The 16,126-nt window shown below is 58.6% G+C and carries 12 protein-coding genes and 1 pseudogene; 2 read left to right on the forward strand and 11 right to left on the reverse strand.

Annotated elements, in window-relative coordinates:
• Nucleotides 1-27: 27 nt before the first annotated feature.
• The 4 genes and pseudogenes from FHT77_RS12855 to FHT77_RS12870 all read right to left on the reverse strand — a co-directional run bounded on the left by FHT77_RS12855 (nt 28) and on the right by FHT77_RS12870 (nt 6,454).
• A complete protein-coding gene (locus FHT77_RS12855) occupies nt 28-1,227 on the reverse strand; it encodes a helix-turn-helix domain-containing protein (protein WP_246719818.1) in 1,200 nt (399 codons plus the stop codon).
• 457 nt (nt 1,228-1,684) lie between these two features.
• Nucleotides 1,685-2,126 (reverse strand): annotated as a pseudogene (locus FHT77_RS12860) (AI-2E family transporter); the annotation flags it as partial.
• Between the two features lie 135 nt (nt 2,127-2,261).
• Nucleotides 2,262-5,351, reverse strand: a complete 3,090-nt coding sequence (locus FHT77_RS12865; protein WP_183755396.1) for an efflux RND transporter permease subunit — start codon at nt 5,349-5,351, stop codon at nt 2,262-2,264.
• Complete coding sequence (locus tag FHT77_RS12870; RefSeq protein WP_183755397.1) at nt 5,348-6,454, reverse strand: efflux RND transporter periplasmic adaptor subunit; 1,107 nt, start codon at nt 6,452-6,454, stop codon at nt 5,348-5,350. The genes FHT77_RS12865 and FHT77_RS12870 overlap by 4 nt, the downstream gene beginning before the upstream one ends.
• 584 nt (nt 6,455-7,038) lie before the next feature.
• Between FHT77_RS12870 and FHT77_RS12875 the strand changes: the two genes are divergently transcribed.
• Nucleotides 7,039-8,187 carry an alpha/beta fold hydrolase gene (locus tag FHT77_RS12875; protein WP_312859746.1) on the forward strand — a complete coding sequence of 383 codons (1,149 nt, stop codon included), beginning with the start codon at nt 7,039-7,041 and terminating at the stop codon, nt 8,185-8,187.
• 39 nt (nt 8,188-8,226) lie between these two features.
• On the opposite strand, the gene FHT77_RS12880 is transcribed toward FHT77_RS12875, so the two are convergent.
• From FHT77_RS12880 to FHT77_RS12910, 7 genes are read right to left on the reverse strand one after another with little or no spacing between them, the layout of a single operon-like run.
• Nucleotides 8,227-11,352 carry a complex I subunit 5 family protein gene (locus FHT77_RS12880; RefSeq protein WP_183755398.1) on the reverse strand — a complete coding sequence of 1,042 codons (3,126 nt, stop codon included), beginning with the start codon at nt 11,350-11,352 and terminating at the stop codon, nt 8,227-8,229.
• Nucleotides 11,346-11,714 (reverse strand): sodium:proton antiporter, encoded by a 369-nt coding sequence (locus FHT77_RS12885; RefSeq protein WP_183755399.1) that lies wholly within the window; start codon nt 11,712-11,714, stop codon nt 11,346-11,348. The genes FHT77_RS12880 and FHT77_RS12885 overlap by 7 nt, the downstream gene beginning before the upstream one ends.
• Nucleotides 11,715-11,731: 17 nt before the next feature.
• Complete coding sequence (gene mbhE / locus FHT77_RS12890) at nt 11,732-12,430, reverse strand: hydrogen gas-evolving membrane-bound hydrogenase subunit E (RefSeq protein ID WP_183755400.1); 699 nt, start codon at nt 12,428-12,430, stop codon at nt 11,732-11,734.
• Nucleotides 12,427-12,771, reverse strand: a complete 345-nt coding sequence (gene mnhG, locus FHT77_RS12895; protein ID WP_183755401.1) for a monovalent cation/H(+) antiporter subunit G — start codon at nt 12,769-12,771, stop codon at nt 12,427-12,429. The genes mbhE and mnhG overlap by 4 nt, the downstream gene beginning before the upstream one ends.
• On the reverse strand, nt 12,764-13,015 hold the full coding sequence (locus tag FHT77_RS12900; RefSeq protein WP_183755402.1) for a hydrogenase subunit MbhD domain-containing protein: 252 nt from the start codon (nt 13,013-13,015) through the stop codon (nt 12,764-12,766). Before FHT77_RS12900 ends, mnhG begins: the two co-directional genes overlap by 8 nt.
• A 5-nt stretch (nt 13,016-13,020) precedes the next feature.
• Nucleotides 13,021-13,281 carry a monovalent cation/H+ antiporter complex subunit F gene (locus tag FHT77_RS12905; RefSeq protein WP_183755403.1) on the reverse strand — a complete coding sequence of 87 codons (261 nt, stop codon included), beginning with the start codon at nt 13,279-13,281 and terminating at the stop codon, nt 13,021-13,023.
• Nucleotides 13,274-13,804 carry a Na+/H+ antiporter subunit E gene (locus FHT77_RS12910; RefSeq protein WP_246719820.1) on the reverse strand — a complete coding sequence of 177 codons (531 nt, stop codon included), beginning with the start codon at nt 13,802-13,804 and terminating at the stop codon, nt 13,274-13,276. Before FHT77_RS12910 ends, FHT77_RS12905 begins: the two co-directional genes overlap by 8 nt.
• Nucleotides 13,805-14,293: 489 nt before the next feature.
• On the opposite strand from FHT77_RS12910, the gene FHT77_RS12915 reads away from it, so the two are divergent.
• Nucleotides 14,294-16,018, forward strand: a complete 1,725-nt coding sequence (locus FHT77_RS12915) for a hypothetical protein (RefSeq protein ID WP_183755404.1) — start codon at nt 14,294-14,296, stop codon at nt 16,016-16,018.
• Nucleotides 16,019-16,126 lie beyond the last annotated feature (108 nt).

Consider the following 16,126-nt stretch of genomic DNA (forward strand, 5'->3'; position numbering starts at 1 on the left):
GTTCGACCGTCAGCACGCACACCGGAGCTATCCCTGTAGCCTCCTCAGTAGCACACCAAGTCTTTCTTCGGACGCGCAATCCTCAAGGTCCGGGCAAAGCGGAATGCCGCCACCGCTTCGATTCCGGACTTCACTCGGGCTGTGGCCGAACGCTCGCTTGAATGCGCGGCCAAACTCGGCCCCGTCGCTGAATCCACGCTCTTCAGCAATCTGGAATATGAGCCTTCGATCGTTGGGGTCGGTTAAAGCGGCGTAGGCGCTGAGCAATCGACGATGCTGGATGTAGTGCATCACCCCGCCGAAAGGCTCAAACAGGTTATATAGACGCGTGCGCGAAATGCCGAGCTCTCGGCGTATCAGTTCACTGCCGAGCTTCGGATCGAGCAACCGGCTTCGCACCAGCTGCCGCGCCCTTTCGAGAAGCACATTGGCAATCGGTCCTTCGGCGGCCTCGATATGGTCTGCGGATGGCGAAACGCAGGCAAGGATCATTGCCTGTGTCGCTGCGGTCAGCCCAGGCAAGTCGGCATGAACCAGCGTTGGCAGGCGATTACTCACGCCAATCAGATAGTCCGAGAACAGTCGTCCCATGCCTGACCTAAGTGTCGAAAATTCGGCCGAGCCCAGGGTGGCCGCCGTTTCGAGAGAAAGATCCCGCGGCACGAACAGCATTAGCATCTCGCTTTTGTCGACGACGCCGGTGAAGGAACGGCCAAGCGAATGGATCTGGAACTCGCCCGGATCCGCGGTAAACTCGTGGCTTGCCGCATTGGTGCTTATTTGACCGGACAGCAGAACCGTCATGGTCCAGTGGTCGACCGGATCTCGCCGAACATGTCCTGGAAGGCTAGAAAAGGCGAGGCTGTCAGTGCTGATCCTGGCAAGGACGAGACTGCCAAGATCCCAAAGCTCCTGCCGGCCGCTAAAGTTTGCCGTCATTGGATCGGTATCAGAAAGCTCAAGCATAGGTGCGAAGCTATTGCGCCATGCCGCAAACTGATCCGGCCGCGAGAGCCCCTCGGTCGAGAACTCAAAAGAAGATAAAAACGAAGGCGTACCTTCCTCCGGCTCTGCATCAACGGCCTCGTAATCCGAGCTCACAAAGCTCATTTGGTTCAGTTGCCGTTCGTGCAAGCTGGCAGGAGTCATGACGTCTTCTGTCGTCATCGCGTCACCCTCAGTTGGCCGTAGGCAAGACGGAATCGCCAGGCGCCGCTTGCCCGGCAACCATATTGCCGCCGTCATTCCAACGTATCGTACCAGGCTTAGTGACGAAGCCGCGCGGGCAGGAGTGAGAGGCGCTGGTTGGCGTCACGGGTTTGCATCGAAAACCAGCGCTCGAAATCGCGGCGATCGTTTCGCGCTCGAAGTTCTGTGCCAGGTATGCACTGCTAGACAGGATGCGTGAGAGAACACTTATGCGATTCATTCTTAACTCTCCTCTTGGGCCCAAGAGCGAGGGCCGGATGATGTCTGAATGATGCAAGCGGAGTGGTTTGCGAGCGACTGAAGCGAGCACTTCGCGCGGCGAAAGCTGGTTTTCAGCCTTCGTCCCTATCTTGCGGCAAAGCCGCCTATGGCAGTCGATGTTCCTCCCAGGCGTAATCTAGCGCCGTCGACGTCCTTTCTCAACTGTCAGATGCACAAGCATCAGAGGAAGCCTTTTTAGCGTTTCCAAGTTGTTTTAGATGGCTTTAACCACATCTCTGTGTACGCCGGAGATCCAGCTTGACGGCCCGTGGTCCATGTCTGCGTTGGAACCGCCCGACAGCAGCGTTGCGACCCCACTTTCCCGATGGCGTGCCTGCGCTATAACCAATGAACGTGATCGGGATAGGCACGCCGATGAAAGCGCCGGATGTGCCCCGCATAAAGCTCCAGAAAAAGACTGCAAAAATAATAGCGAAAGGGGATATTGCCAGCGAGGCACCGCTGAGCCGCGGCTCCAGATAGCTCCCGATGATGAATTGGATGACGTTCAGGCTCGCGAAAATGAGCACTGCCGTCTGCCGGTTGTCGAATTGGGCAATGGCAAACAGTGTCGGAAGCGCGGTTGCAGCAAACGGCCCGAGGAAAGGGATGTCGTTGAGCGCGAAAGCGATTGCACCCCAGGCAGTGGCAAGTTCGCAAATACGCCACCGACCGACTGCAGCCTAGCTGACAGCGGTTGTCCTTTGCAATGCGTCACCCCAACCTGTTCCTTTGTCTCGTCGAGCGAGGCTTTGAGCACGACCACGCGATGAGACGCGGCTGGAGAACTCTCACACTCCAGCGGCAGCCGGTTTAGTCGTGGAAGTTTCGATCCTTTCGGCCTCTGCCTTAGCCGGAATGCGAAACCACAGGACGTAAAGTACCGGCAGGAAGATCAGCGTCAGCGCCGCAGCGACCACGAGACCGCCGATGACGGTAAAGGCGAGGGGTGACCAGAAGGGATCACGGATGATCGGCAGCATTCCGAGCACGGTCGATCCCGCTGTTAGGAAGACCGGTCGCAGACGCTGGGCGGTAACGTCGATCACGCTGCGCCACGTCCGGCCCTTTTCTTCAATGGCAAGGTCGATCTGGTCGATGAGCACCACGGAGTTTCGGGTGATCATGCCGATAAGTGCGATCATGCCCAGAACGGCTATGAAGCCCACCGGCGTATTGGTTATCAGCATGATCAGCACGACGCCGATTAGCCCCAGAGGCACAACGCTGATGACGAGGAGCAGGCGCTGTACGCTCTGCAGTTGGAACATCAGCACGATAAGGATGATGACGGCCATCACCGGAAGCATCTCGACGACCGATGCAAGCCCCTCTTCGGCCCCCTCGACTGCACCGCCTACCTCGATCGGGTAGCGCGGGTTGGCCTTTTGCAGCTCATCGATCTTGGCAGCCGCAGCTTCGACGACACCGGCCGCCAGCACACCTTCGGCGGTGTCTGCCTGAACAGTGATCGTCGTCGAGCCATCGCGACGCCAGATGACGGGCTGTGTGGTCTGGTAGTCGATCGTGGCGATGCTGGAGAGCGGCACCGTATTGTTGGGGCCGACGGGGATCTGCAGTGTGCGAATGGTGCTGATGTCGACGCGCTCGTCGGCGGCCGCTCTCGCCACCACATTGATAAGGTAGATCGAGTCCCGAACCTGCGTGATCGGAATCCCGGATGCCGTGGCGAACAGCGTCTGGGCAATCACAGAGGAATTGAGGCCCACCAGCCGGGCACGATCCTGATCGACATTGATGACGATTTTTCGAACCGGCTCATTCCAGTCGAGGTTGGGCTGGACGACGCCCGGAACCTTGCTGATGGCGTCGGCGACTTGCCAGGCGACATTTCGCACGCCCGGAATATCCGGTCCACTGACCCGGTACTGAACAGGCCAGCCAACCGGCGGTCCCATTTCAAGCGGCGAAACGCGCACGATGATATCCGGCAATTTCTCGTCGAGCGCCTTTTGCAAGCGTGCCTGCAGCGCCTCGCGCACACCAACGCTCTTGGCGATCACCACTGCCTGGGCACGGGAGGGTGCTGGAGCCTGCAGGTCCATCGACAGGTAGAAGCGAACGGGATCGGAGCCGATATAAAAGCTCCAGTCAGCCACATCCTCGTCGGCGGCCAGAACTTCTTCCGCCTTCGAGACGTCAACAGCGGTCGCATCCTGCGATGCACTCTGCGGCAGGGTGAGCTGCAGGATAAGCTCCGGCCTGTCTGACGCTGGAAAGAACTGCCGTTTCATGGCAGACGATCCAAGGAGAGCAGCCACAAACAAAGCGGCGGTGGCAAGCACGACAAGGAGGCGCATTCGCATGCAGGCGTACAGGAGGTTCTTGAAGCCGCGGATGAGTGCTCCATCCTCCTTCGGACCCGTTGCAGTCCCTGATTTCAGGACGGCAAGACCAACGATCGGTGTCAGCAGCACCGCCACGAGCCAGGACACGATGAGCGCGAAGCCGATCACCAGAAAAAGGGATCGCGCATACTCGCCCGAAGAGCTGCTTGCAAAACCGACAGGAATGAAGCCAGCGATCGTTACCAGCGTGCCGGCCAGCATCGGAAATGCGGTTGACGTGTAGGCATGGGACGCCGCCTGAGCCCGCTCGTAACCCTGCTCAAGCTTCGCTATCATCGTCTCGACGGTCACCATCGTGTCATCGATCATCAGCGTCAGCGCAATGATCAATGCTCCCAGCGAAACGCGCTGCAGGGCAATGCCTGATATGTCCATGAACAGGAAGGTCAAGGCAAGAACAAGCGGGATTGACACCGCAACCGCAATGCCGGCTCGTATCCCGAGAGCCAGGAAACTCACACCGAGAACGATGACGACCGCTTGGCCGAGCGAGGTTGTGAACCCGCGGATCGCTGTCTTGACGACCGCAGGCTGGCTCGCGACGTGCGTGAGGTTGATTCCAATTGGCAGATCGTCCTCAAGCTTCTGCATCGTCGCTTCGATATTCTGGCCAAGCTGCAGGATGTCGCCCCCGGACGCCATGGAGATGGCGATACCGATAGCCGGCTTACCCTTGATGCGAAATCGTGGCTGGGGTGGATCTACGGTTCCGCGCACGACACTGGCAATATCTCCAAGACGCACGAATCCGGATGCGGTTGGAATGTTCAGTTGCCGCAGCGTTGCCTCGTCGGCGAGACTGCCGGAAACCTGAAGAATTGTTCGATCCTGCGCCGAGGTTATGAGACCTGCAGGCAGGACGGCGTTCTGCGCCTGTATAGTTCCGATCACTGTTGCAGCACTGAGGCCGAGGCTAGCGAGCCGCTCGGTCGAGAATTCGATATAGATCGTCTCGTCCTGGGTCCCGATAAGCTGAATCTTGCCGATATTGTCGATCTTGAGCAGCCGGGTGCGGGCCTCGTAAGCCCAGTCACGGACTTCGCGATCGGTAAAGCCATCGGATGTAAAGCCATAGATGATGCCGAAGGTGTCACCGAAGTCATCGTTGAAGAAGGGTCCGCGCACACCAGCTGGCAGCGTCGACACCATGTCTCCGACTTTCTTGCGGGCCTGATACCAGGATTCTCCGACCTGATCGGGCGGCGTTGAATCGTCGAGCGTCACGTAGACGATTGATTGTCCGGCCGTTGTCAGGCTGCGCAGACTGTCGAGGTGGGGCACCTCTTCGAGCGTCCTTTCCAGACGGTCGGTGATCTGATCCGTGGTCTGCTCGATCGTTCCGCCTGGCCATCCGGCGGAGACGATCATTGTCTTGAAGGTAAACTCTGGATCCTCGTCGCGTCCCAGATTGATGTAGGCAAGAATGCCCGCTATGGCGCTTAGAACCACGAGGAAGATGACAAGGCTCTGTCGCTGGATCGCCCAGAGCGATAGATTGAAGCCCTCATTCATTCGACGCTTCCTTCAAGCAAGCGAACCGGCATGCCCGGGCGCAGTTGCTGCACTCCGGCAACCACCACGTTGTCTCCGCTTGAAAGGCCCTTGGTCACAAGGAAATCTTTCGTGTCGAAGCGATGGACCTCGACCGGCACAAGCTTTGTCGTCTTGCTGGCCGCATCGACAACCCAGACGGCACTTTCGCTACCTTGGCTGAAAAGTGCTGTTATCGGCAGCCGCGCCGCGGGCTCACCGGAAAGCCGGATCGTACCACGCACGGCACTTCCGAAGCGGAATTCGTCGGGCGCGGTATCGAGCCCGACGCGGACCGTGAAGTTGCGGGTGATCGGATCAGCAGTCGGCGAAATCTCTCGAACCGTTCCGGTCGCCTTGATGCTGGGGTTGCTGAGAAGCTGCACGTCTACGCGGGCATCGCCTCCGGTCGTCTGGATTGTGGCTTCGGGAACCTGGAAAACCGCGTCACGTGTTCCAAGCTGGGCAACGCGCACCACCATTTGTCCACCGCCGACGATCTGTCCCACTTCACCTCCGATCGCGGTGACGACGCCTGCGGCATTTGCCTTCAGGACGCGGTTGTCAAGATTGGTCTGCGCTATTCGCAGACCGGCTTGCGCCGCGTCTACACCAGCCTGTGCCATGCTCGCCTGGGCGGTCGCTGCATCGAAAGCCTGACGGGTGGAAGTGCGGGGGTAAAGTTGCTGCTGACGCGCACGCTCGGTCTCTGCGTTCTGGAATTGGGCCTGAGCCGCAAAGAGATTTGCTTCAGCTTTTCGCACTGCGTCCTGAGCGTCTTCGGTATCAAGACGGGCGAGAACAGTGTCCACTTTCACGAGGTCGCCAACCTCGACGTCGCGCTCGCGCACCTCGCCCCCCTGCCTGAAGCTGAAGCTGGTTTCCGTGCGCGGACGGATCTCGCCGACGAGCGACCCATAGGTATCCTCGGGATTGAATGAAACCGCGACCGTTCTGACCGGTCTTGGAGGGCGCTCAGAAGCCTCCTCCTCGTCTCGGCAACCCGCGAGGAGGATGGTCACCAATATAGCGACCGACACGCTAAACATTGCGCGGGATTTCGAAGTAGCCAGATGCATCTTCATGGGCGGTTCCCCCGGATACCTACTGGCGCGATGGCGTTTCTCCATGCGCGGACAGCTGTAAAAATGGGATAGATTCAATGAGATAAATGCATTTTGGCGGGTTTGATGCGTCACTGGGCATCGGAAATATGCGCCCATTACACATCAATCGATCTGTGCCAGTAATCAACGCGAACGGTAGAAGTCCTGAGTAGGGACTCAAGTGATCGTGCTCCTTTAACGTCCGGCTCGGCTTGCGTGGTCTTCGGAACCGAAGGCGCAGGCGCTCTGGTTAAGAACTATAGAGCGGTTCAAGAAGCGAAGTGATCAGCATAGAATCCCGCAAACATGCCTGCAGTCCAGATTTTGGCAATCGGCGGGAGGTCTCTATCGGCGCAAAGATTTTCCGCATCATTCTGTCGCCGGAACGACACGAAAATCTGGATGCTGCGAGCAACAGCTGGAATTCGTCTACCGCACCCGCCGCGGATAGCTTAGAACAAGGAAGTGCTTCGCCTCATGCGTGTGGCCAGGGTGAACGATCCAGCCGATTGTCTTTGTTGTTGAACGATTTTAGCAGCTTGCCAGGGAATTAGGTCGAGCCCGTGTCCTCAATTCGATTGTCCGTCATTGTGATCATCCTGTTGGCTCTCGTCGGCTGTGGCGGACCACGCGCCGTGCTTGGCCTTCCCACGTCATCATCGACAGGAGCAGAACCGCGGGCAATCGTTCCTATCTACGTCGCGACTACCCGCGCCCGATCCGACAATCTTTCGCTGCCGTATTCGGCCGAGCGATCGAAGACGTTGAATTTTGCGAAACTCGACATTGGCATACCACAAAACCACGTTGCCGGCCGCGTCGAGAAAAGCGGCCGTGCTCCTGATCCAAGCAGGCACTTTTCAGCACGGACCTATCAGCCGATTGCCGAGCGGCAGGACTTCATCAGGCAGCTGAATGTCGCGCTCGCGCAGCGGGCACCGGAAAATCGCGAGATTTTCATCTTCGTTCACGGATACAACAACAACTTCGCCGACAGCGTCTTCCGCAACGCCCAGATCAGCTACGACTACAATATCAAGTCGGTCTCGCTGCATTACGCCTGGCCGTCAGGAGCGTCGATCCCGCTTTACGTCTTCGATCGTGACAGTGCCCTCGTTGGCCGGCGAGGACTTGCCGAGACGATCGAGATCGCCGCAGAGACCAATGCAACGAGAATCATCCTGGTTGGTCATTCCATGGGCGCCTATGTCGTCACGGAAGCGTTGCGCGATCTGGCCCTCAGGGGGCGTACCAGCACGTTGAAGCGGCTGGGTGGCGTCGTTCTCGCCGCACCTGATATCGATGTCGACGTCTTCCTGAGCCAGATTGACGACATTGGTGACATCCCTCGACCATTTGCAATCATAGTCTCACAGCGCGATCGCGCTCTCGGATTTTCCCGGCGATTGGCGGGTGGTCACCCGCGTGTCGGCAGCGGCTCCGAGGTTGCTACCCTTCAAAAGAGAGAGATCGCGGTTATCGATGTCTCTGACATCGATGGTGGCAGGCATAGTGTCTTTGCCAGTTCACCGACGCTGATGGACGTGGTCAACAACGATGCCTTGATGCGCAGTATTCTCAGAGAAGACCAAGCGCCGGCTAGCCAGACAATGCTGGCTGACGGCGCATCGGTGATCGAGGGCGCTGCATCACTGATAATTTTCCTTCCGAGCCGCATTCTGGGTGGGATCGCACAGGCGGCCGGCCAATAGCGATGACAGGGGCCAAGATTGTTGGGCCGCTGTCGGACATCAAGCTGGAAGAAGCCTGAACGTCCCCAGCAGATAGATCGCGATTGCATAATAGAGCACATAGAGCGCGTATGTCTGGCCGTTGCCCGTGTAGACCCTTCGCACTACTCCCGCCGCGCCGATCGTCAGATCGCAGATTCCATCCCAGATAAAGTTTGCAATTGGGGTAACGAGCGGTGCAAACGCCGATCGATAGAAGTCATAAAAATGCGTTGTGCTGACGGGAATGGAGCGCCCGCGCCCGGTTCGATAGACCAATAGGAAGCCCCCTAAAAGAACCGCTGTGATCGCGACAGTGACTGCCATGATGGGGACAGGATTCCAGTAACCATAGATGGTCTCAAGCGACATCCCCTGCCAGATCAGAGTCGAGGCGAAATAAGGATCGATCGCCGCAGACACCGGATCCATTGCCAGCTTCGGAAAGAACGACAGCAAGACAATTGCGAGAACTAGAACGAATTGCGCGGCCAAGAGCGGCAAGGGCGCCTCCGCCACAGCCTCAGCTGCGGGGCTTCTTGGACCAAGGAAGATCGAATAGCCAAATCTGAACATGTACAAGAAACCGATGAAGGTCGCGAGGACGGCAACGATCGCGAGACCGTACCAACCCCGGTCGATCATTGCGCTTAGCAGCAGCCACTTGCCGCCGAAGCCGGCAAGTGGGGGTAGGCCGGACATCGAGACAAGGGCAACAATCACGCAAGCAAAGGTGAGAGGCATTTCCCTGGCGAGGCCACCGAGCTCATCGAACAATCGGGTACCGGTTCGCAGAATGACGGCTGCGGCTGCAAGAAAGAGGACACCCTTGACCATCAGATGATTGGCAACAAGGTAGAACGCCGTGACCCAACCGAGATGGCTCATCAACGCTATCGCCGTGATGATGTAGCCAATCTGACTCATGCTGGAATAGCCGAGCATTCGTTTCAGATCGGTTTGCTGGAACGCCATAACGGCACCAGCGACGGTCGTCAGTAGTCCGATCCAACCCATCACGTGCGCCATTTCGAGCCCGACGTCAGAGCGAATGGCGAGGTATGTCACCATGAACAGCCCGAAGACCGCAACCTTGCTGATCACGGCGGAAAGCATTGCCGACAGGTCGTCGTCAGCCTCGGCATAGGCGCCAGGCAGCCAGACATGAACGCCAACCGCGCCGGCCTTGATGAGAAAGCCGATCGCGAGGAACATGAAGGCACGGGCCGCATCCGGGCCAGCGGTAGCGAAAGCCGAAAGCGCGGTGCTGCGGTTGGCATCGGTGGCAACGCCAAAGCCTGCCAGCAGGCAAAAGGCCGATACCAGGGAAAAAAGCAGGAACTGCAACACGTAGGAGTGAGCACCGGGCCGCTGAGCGATCAGGAAATAGGAAGAGAGAGTGATGATTTCCCAGTGGAAGAAGAACTCCAGGCTGGTAGCGGCGCGCAACAGACCGGCGATCGACAAAAGCAGGATCGCCATCATTGGATAGAAGCCCCGGCGAGGATCGGTGCGATAGAGGCTGGCAAAAGCAATCACCACGCCGCCAGCAACAAGAAGTGCAGCAAACAGTCGGGGCAAACCTTCGAGGTCGGCAGCGATCCACGATCCGACAACCAGCACCGCCGCCAGCATCAATACGCACTTGATCCTACCCGGAAGCCCATCGAGAAGGCAAAGCAGGCCACCGACACAAAGGGGCGCGACAAGCCATGGGGACGCTGCGCCCGCAAGAGCCGCCGCCACGGTGCCGCTCACAAACAGCAAAACAGCGCTGGCCACCACCGGAAACAACCTGAATGGAGAAAGCTCGAGCGAGGCAGGGTTTCCTGTCGGAGAGCTGGTGTCTTTCGCGCTCGACGGCGGGCGTGTCGCCTGTTTGAACCAGCGGAACATATAGGCTGCCTCAAGCAGCGATCCGACCAGGATGACAGCGATCCAGACAGATCGCTCCCCAGCTGCAGCTTGCATTACGAGTTCCCATTTCGCCCAGAACCCTGGGAAGGGCGGCAGCCCGGAAATAGCGACCAAGAACACTGCAAGGATCGAGAGCAAAAGACGATTTCCGGCAATGTCGGACCACCCGTCGACCTCGGTGCGCCCGACGATTCCGGCAAGCCAAAACAGGCCGGCCTTGGCCAGTAGATGATTGACGAAAAGGCCGCCGACAACCAGCGGCAGCGACTGCGCGGCCTCGAGGTGGTGGAGCAGCGCAAGCGCCAGCACGAGCAGCCCCATTTGTGCGATCGAGGAGTAGCCGAGCATTCGTTGCACGCTTGTCTGCCTCAGCCCAACGAGATTGGAGAACAGGAAGGTGACGCCGCCCGACACCGCGAGAATGCCCAGCTGATCTTCAAAGAGCGGCAGCAGCTTGAAAAGAGCGAAGAACACGCCGGCCGACACTGCGACGGAGGAAAGTGCCGCGATGCCGCTGTGGGCCGTCTCGTAGACGTCGAGCCCCCAACCGTTGGCAGGGAACGGCTTGAGCTCGAGTACGAGACAGGCAAGCACGAACAGCAGCGCAGTCGCCCCGATCGGCCCGGATATCGCCGCCCGGTTGGTGACCATCTCGTCGATATTGAGTGTACCGGTCACATGATAGAGGAGTCCGGCACCCAAAAGAAAGAACGAGGAGGCGAGCACCGTCGCCATGATGTACTTGAAGCTGGCCGCAAGCGCTGCCGGGGTCCGCTCCAATCCAAGAAGCCCGTAGGTCCCGATCGACATGATCTCCAGGAACACGAACTGGTTGAACAGGTCGCGGGTCATTACCATCCCGTTGATGCCCATGATCAGGATCAGGTACAGCAGAAGTGCCGAATAGTTTAAGCGCAGCCGCTCCCAGAGATGCCAGGCGCCAAGAAGCGCGACGACATTGACGCAAACAGAGAAAAAACCCTCCCACGGACCAAACCGCAAATTGATCGAGAACGGTGGCACGCTGCCAGCTGTCAGGATCTCGAAGGTCGGCTCGCCGTTGTGGATTCGCCAAAGGCAGACGCATGAAATGACGGTCATTCCCAGCATCGCCACGACGAAACCAACCGCCGGCAATGGCTTGGCGATACGGTAGAGCAGGGGGATGAGAAATCCTCCGCCAATGCCAAGCAAGAAAATATTCAGCGGCTGCAGAAGGCTGTCTACCATTTGGACTCCGTCAGCGCGTCAATCGAGAGTGTTTTCCTCACGGCGTGGAGTCGGATCGCGAAGGACAGCATGATTGCGGTCACCGAAAAGCCGATGACAATGGCCGTCACGACGAGCGCGGCCGGAATCGGATCGACGGCGTGCTTGGCCGCGTCTGAAGCGCTGAGCGCCTCGTCGATAATCGGCGCCGTCCCGCCGGTGACATAGCCGGTCGCCACGAGGACGATGTGCATGCCTGTGTCGATCAGCGAAAAACCGATGATGATGCGAAGGATGTTGCGGTGCCTCAGCATCCCCCAGAAACCAATAAGGATGAGAAGAAATCCGGTGGCTAGAAGTATGTGTGATATCGGCAGCCCCATGGCGCTTCCCACCTCACCTAACTGCGAAACCGGTCTATAATGACACTCAATTCCGCGCCGACCTTGATGCCCAGTAGAGCCGAAATCAGGGGGATAGCTCCGGCGCTGAACAGCGTCCCAAAATTGCCGCGCGGTAGAATATGGCTGTCAAGAAAACCGCTGCCGAAGGCAATACCGACGATGCCGATCAGGACGTAGAACACACCTGCAAGCGATTCCGTTGTGCTGAGAAAGCCGTGATTGATCGATCCGGAGGGATAGGCGAGCAGTAGAAGCATGACACCGGAGGCGACGACTGCGCCCCCCTGAAAACCACCGCCGGCCGATAGGTGGCCATTCATGATAACATAGGCACCGAACAGGAAGATTAGCGGAAGGACCACCTCTGCACCGTTGCGCACCAGTTCGCTCGGACGGTCGGTGCCATCGGATCCGCGGTTGCCGAAAGCTGCCTTCTCGGCCGCTTCGCCTGCAAGAAGCAAGCCCACACTTGCCGCCACCATGAACAGCACCGCGACTTCGCCGAGCGTATCAAACCCGCGAAAGGTAATCAGGATTCCGGTCACGACGTTTGGCGCGCCAAGATCGGCGGGCACCTCGGTCAGATAGTGAACTGCCAGCGCCGAGAGCGTCTGGCGCTCGTCATAATCGCTCACGAGTGAAGCAAAGATGACGCCGAATATCAGCACGCAGAGCAGGCCAAATACGCGCCTCATGCCGAGCCCTCTTTGCCAGCGCGGTCGTTCTCGTCGCGCAGGGCATCAACGACGGTCGCCGCCGCCATCGGTGTGCGGATTGCGTGCGCCGCCCGCGACAGCGCATGTGACGACAGCGGATTGGTCATCAGCACGAAGTAGGCGATGATCAAAAGCTTCAACGACCAGTCCGGATGATAGATGCCAAGTCCGGCAAGAACGAGAATATTGCCCAAGGTCGAGGCTTTGGTGCCCGCTTGAATGCGGGTGAAGACATCAGGCATGCGCAGCAGCCCGATACCCGCGGAAAAGAGGAAGAACGCCCCAACGAGGATCGTCAGACTGCCGACCAGCTCACTCATCAACCGCTCCTGCGCCTCTGGTCTTGCGGATCGCGTAAAGGAAGATCAGCGTCGCCAGGCCCGAGCCGATCGCTGCCTCGGCCATGGCGACATCGGGCGCGGCCAAGAGCACATAGGACGCGGCCGCAAACAGGCTTGCCAGACCCGCGCTGACCATCGCCGCCATGAGATTGCTCAGCAAGACGGCCAGCACTCCGCTCACCAGAATGCTCCCGCACACCAACAGGATGAGCATCTCGAGCATGGCGGTTACGGCCCCTTTTCCAGGAAACGAGCAATGGCAAGAACCGCCAGAAAGCTCAGCAGTCCGTAGACAAGTGCAACGTCGATATAGACAAAGCGTCCTGATATGTGGGCGTAGAGCGCTATCAACGAGATAGTCACTACGGTCAGCATGTCGATCGCCACTACCCGATCGATCGCCGTCCGGCCGATGATTAGCCGCAGCACGCCAAAGACGATGCTGAAGAAGATCAGGACCACGGCAATCTGCAGGATGATTTCAGCCAAATACCGCCCCCAGGTGCTTCTCAAAGGGACCGATGATCATCCGCGTCGCTTCTTCCGGGTCGGTGGTCTTTACGTCAAGCCAATGAACGAAGAGGGCGTCACCTCTAAGATCCATGACAAGCGAGCCGGGCGTAAGCGCGATCGAATTGGCAAGGACCAGCCGACCGATCGGCGATGTGAGTGGCATCCTGACCTTGACGATCCCCGGACGAACAACAATGCGCGGCGCGTAGACATAGCGCAGCATGTTCATATTTGCCTTTACCAACTCGACGAGGAAAACGCCGGTATAGGCAATGAAATGCAGAACCTTGGTTGGCGTTACCGTGATCTTCCAGGCATCGCCGCGGCGCACGAAGATCGATGCCAAGACGAAAGATACCAGAGCGCCCACGGCCACGATCGGGGCTTCAACCGATGAATTGACCACCAGCCAGACCACAAACAGGAAGCTTGCGAGAAGGACCACGCCCTGTGGCAATCCTGATCGGCGCGGTTGGGATGTTGCTTGGTCGTCTGGCATCGCGCAGGCTTTCAACGGGTTCAGGTGGAGTGGTAGCGCGCATTCCGGGTCGGCAGGTTTAAGTTCATGCATCTACTCGCGCGGCGATGTCGATCCGCGAGTTTTGGTCGGTCTTGGCAACACATTAGCATCGGCTGCATCGGACTGTGATCGGCACTGAATCCAGAAACTATGCCTGTGGTCCGATATGCCGCCGCATCGGAGCGCATTTTTGTGCCATCTCTTGACCCGTATCCAAAACGGCGAAATCAATCACGCTGGCACAAGGCTTACGTGCGGAACATGCTCTGTGCCACGTCGGAACGCCCATTTGATTGGCGACACGCCCACCGGCGGGGATTAGCGTAGACATCGTGCTGGAGGGAACGATCCTATGAATTTTCAGACATCTCAAGTCGATCGGATGATGCGCAAATCGCGTAGGTTTGCTCCCCTGCAACGCTGTGTCGGATTAATAGATGTAGCCGGATCCAAACGGATGCCGATTTCATGAACGAGAAAGCCTCGCAATCGGTATCTGCCGTTCCCGCCGCACTAAGCCTTGCTGACTATCGCCCGCTCAGCGTGGCAGAAGAAAAGGTGGTTGCACATCTGCAGATGGGCGACTTCGACCGTTTAGGCGACGGCCTGCGCCCGGGAGACGAAGATCCCGAGCGAACGGTGCGGGCGGAGCTTTTGCGGTATCTCATTCTCGGCAACGATGAATACCGTCTCCATGAAAAAGGGCTAAGGCTGACCGGAGCGTGGATCACCGGTATCCTCGACCTCGAGGGATGCAGAATTCCCCGCGACATTGGCCTCAAGGACTGCCATTTCGAAGCCTCGCCGATATTGCGCTCCGCGATTATCGACAATCTGTTCCTGGATGGCTCAGCCTTGCCCGGATTGCAGGCTGATAGGCTCGAAGCACGGGGCTGCCTCTCGCTTCGTGCCGCGATCGTAACTGGCGAAATCCGGCTCCCCGGCGCGCGTATCGGCGGCAGCATTGAAGCGGATGGCGTCTCGATTGCTTCGCCGGACGGCATCGCGCTCGACGCCGATGGACTGGAAACCAGTGGGGGCATTCTGCTGCGTGGTGCCGATGTGCGTGGTGGTCTCAATCTTTCTGCCGTCCGTCTTGGTGGTGACGTCAATGCGGTCGGGGCTCGCCTGGAGCGGCCGGGAGAAGTCGTCCTGAACGGTGACGGGATTGTGGCGGCAGGCGACCTCGCCCTAAGAGGGGCAATCATTGTCGGCGAGACACGTTTGCTCGGTGCGCGTTTTGGTGGCGACATTGATTGCACGTCGGCCTCACTTTCGCAGCCGGGGGGCTATGCATTGCGGCTCAATCGAACCACGATCGACGGCGCATTCTTTTTGCGGCAAAACGCATCGGTCGAGGGCACACTCGACCTGACAGCCACGACGATCGGTGCAATTGATGACGAGATGGCGAGTTGGCCGAAAACCGGTGACCTGCTTTTGAACCGTTGCCAGTACGGCGCTTTTATCGGTGGTCCTGCGGACGCGGAAAGCCGCCTTGACTGGCTTGCACGCCAAACGCCTGAACGCTGGGGGGCGGACTTCTGGCCTCAACCCTATGAGCAGCTGTCGAAGGTCCTTAGGGAAATGGGCCATGACGAGGAAGCCCGCGCTGTCCTCATCACCAAGGAGCGGCTGCAGCGAAAGGCACGTCGAGCGCGTGCCAAGAACCCGGCCTTGAGGGTCGTCCTGGCGGTTATGGACGCCATCCTTGCGGTGACGCTGCGCTACGGGCGGCAGCCACTTCTGGCGCTGGTCTGGCTGATGCTCTTCTGGGCGATTGGCGCTGGGGTCTTTGCGATTGCCTACGGAAGTGGCGCGATGAAACCGAATAGCCCGGTTGTGCTGCGCTCGCCCGAATGGACGATGTGCGATCTACAACGAACCGAAACCCGCTTCATGCCATCTGCGGGACAGGATCTGAGCGGACGTGCCGAAGTCGGGCAGAACCAACTGACCTGCTTTCGCAATCAGCCGGAGGCAGCCAGCTACCCGGAATTCAATGCATTGATGTATTCGCTTGATGTTCTCCTGCCGGTGGCGTCGATCGGACAAAAGGAGTACTGGCGGCCGGACTCCCTGAAACCAACCGGCACCTTCACTTTGAGGTACTATTTCTTCCAGTCGGTGATCGGCTGGGCGCTCAGCCTTCTGGCTGTCGCCGGTTTCTCGGGACTGGTGAAATCGCAATAAGGCCAGACACCTTGAGCGCTCGGGCAGGGCCAGGAGCTTGATCGCAAAGGAAAAGGCTATCTGGATACGATCGGAATAGTGCATCCTTCATTCGGTACTCCGCCAGGA

Source organism: Rhizobium sp. BK181, assembly GCF_014193305.1.
Taxonomy (GTDB): Bacteria; Pseudomonadota; Alphaproteobacteria; order Rhizobiales; family Rhizobiaceae; genus Rhizobium.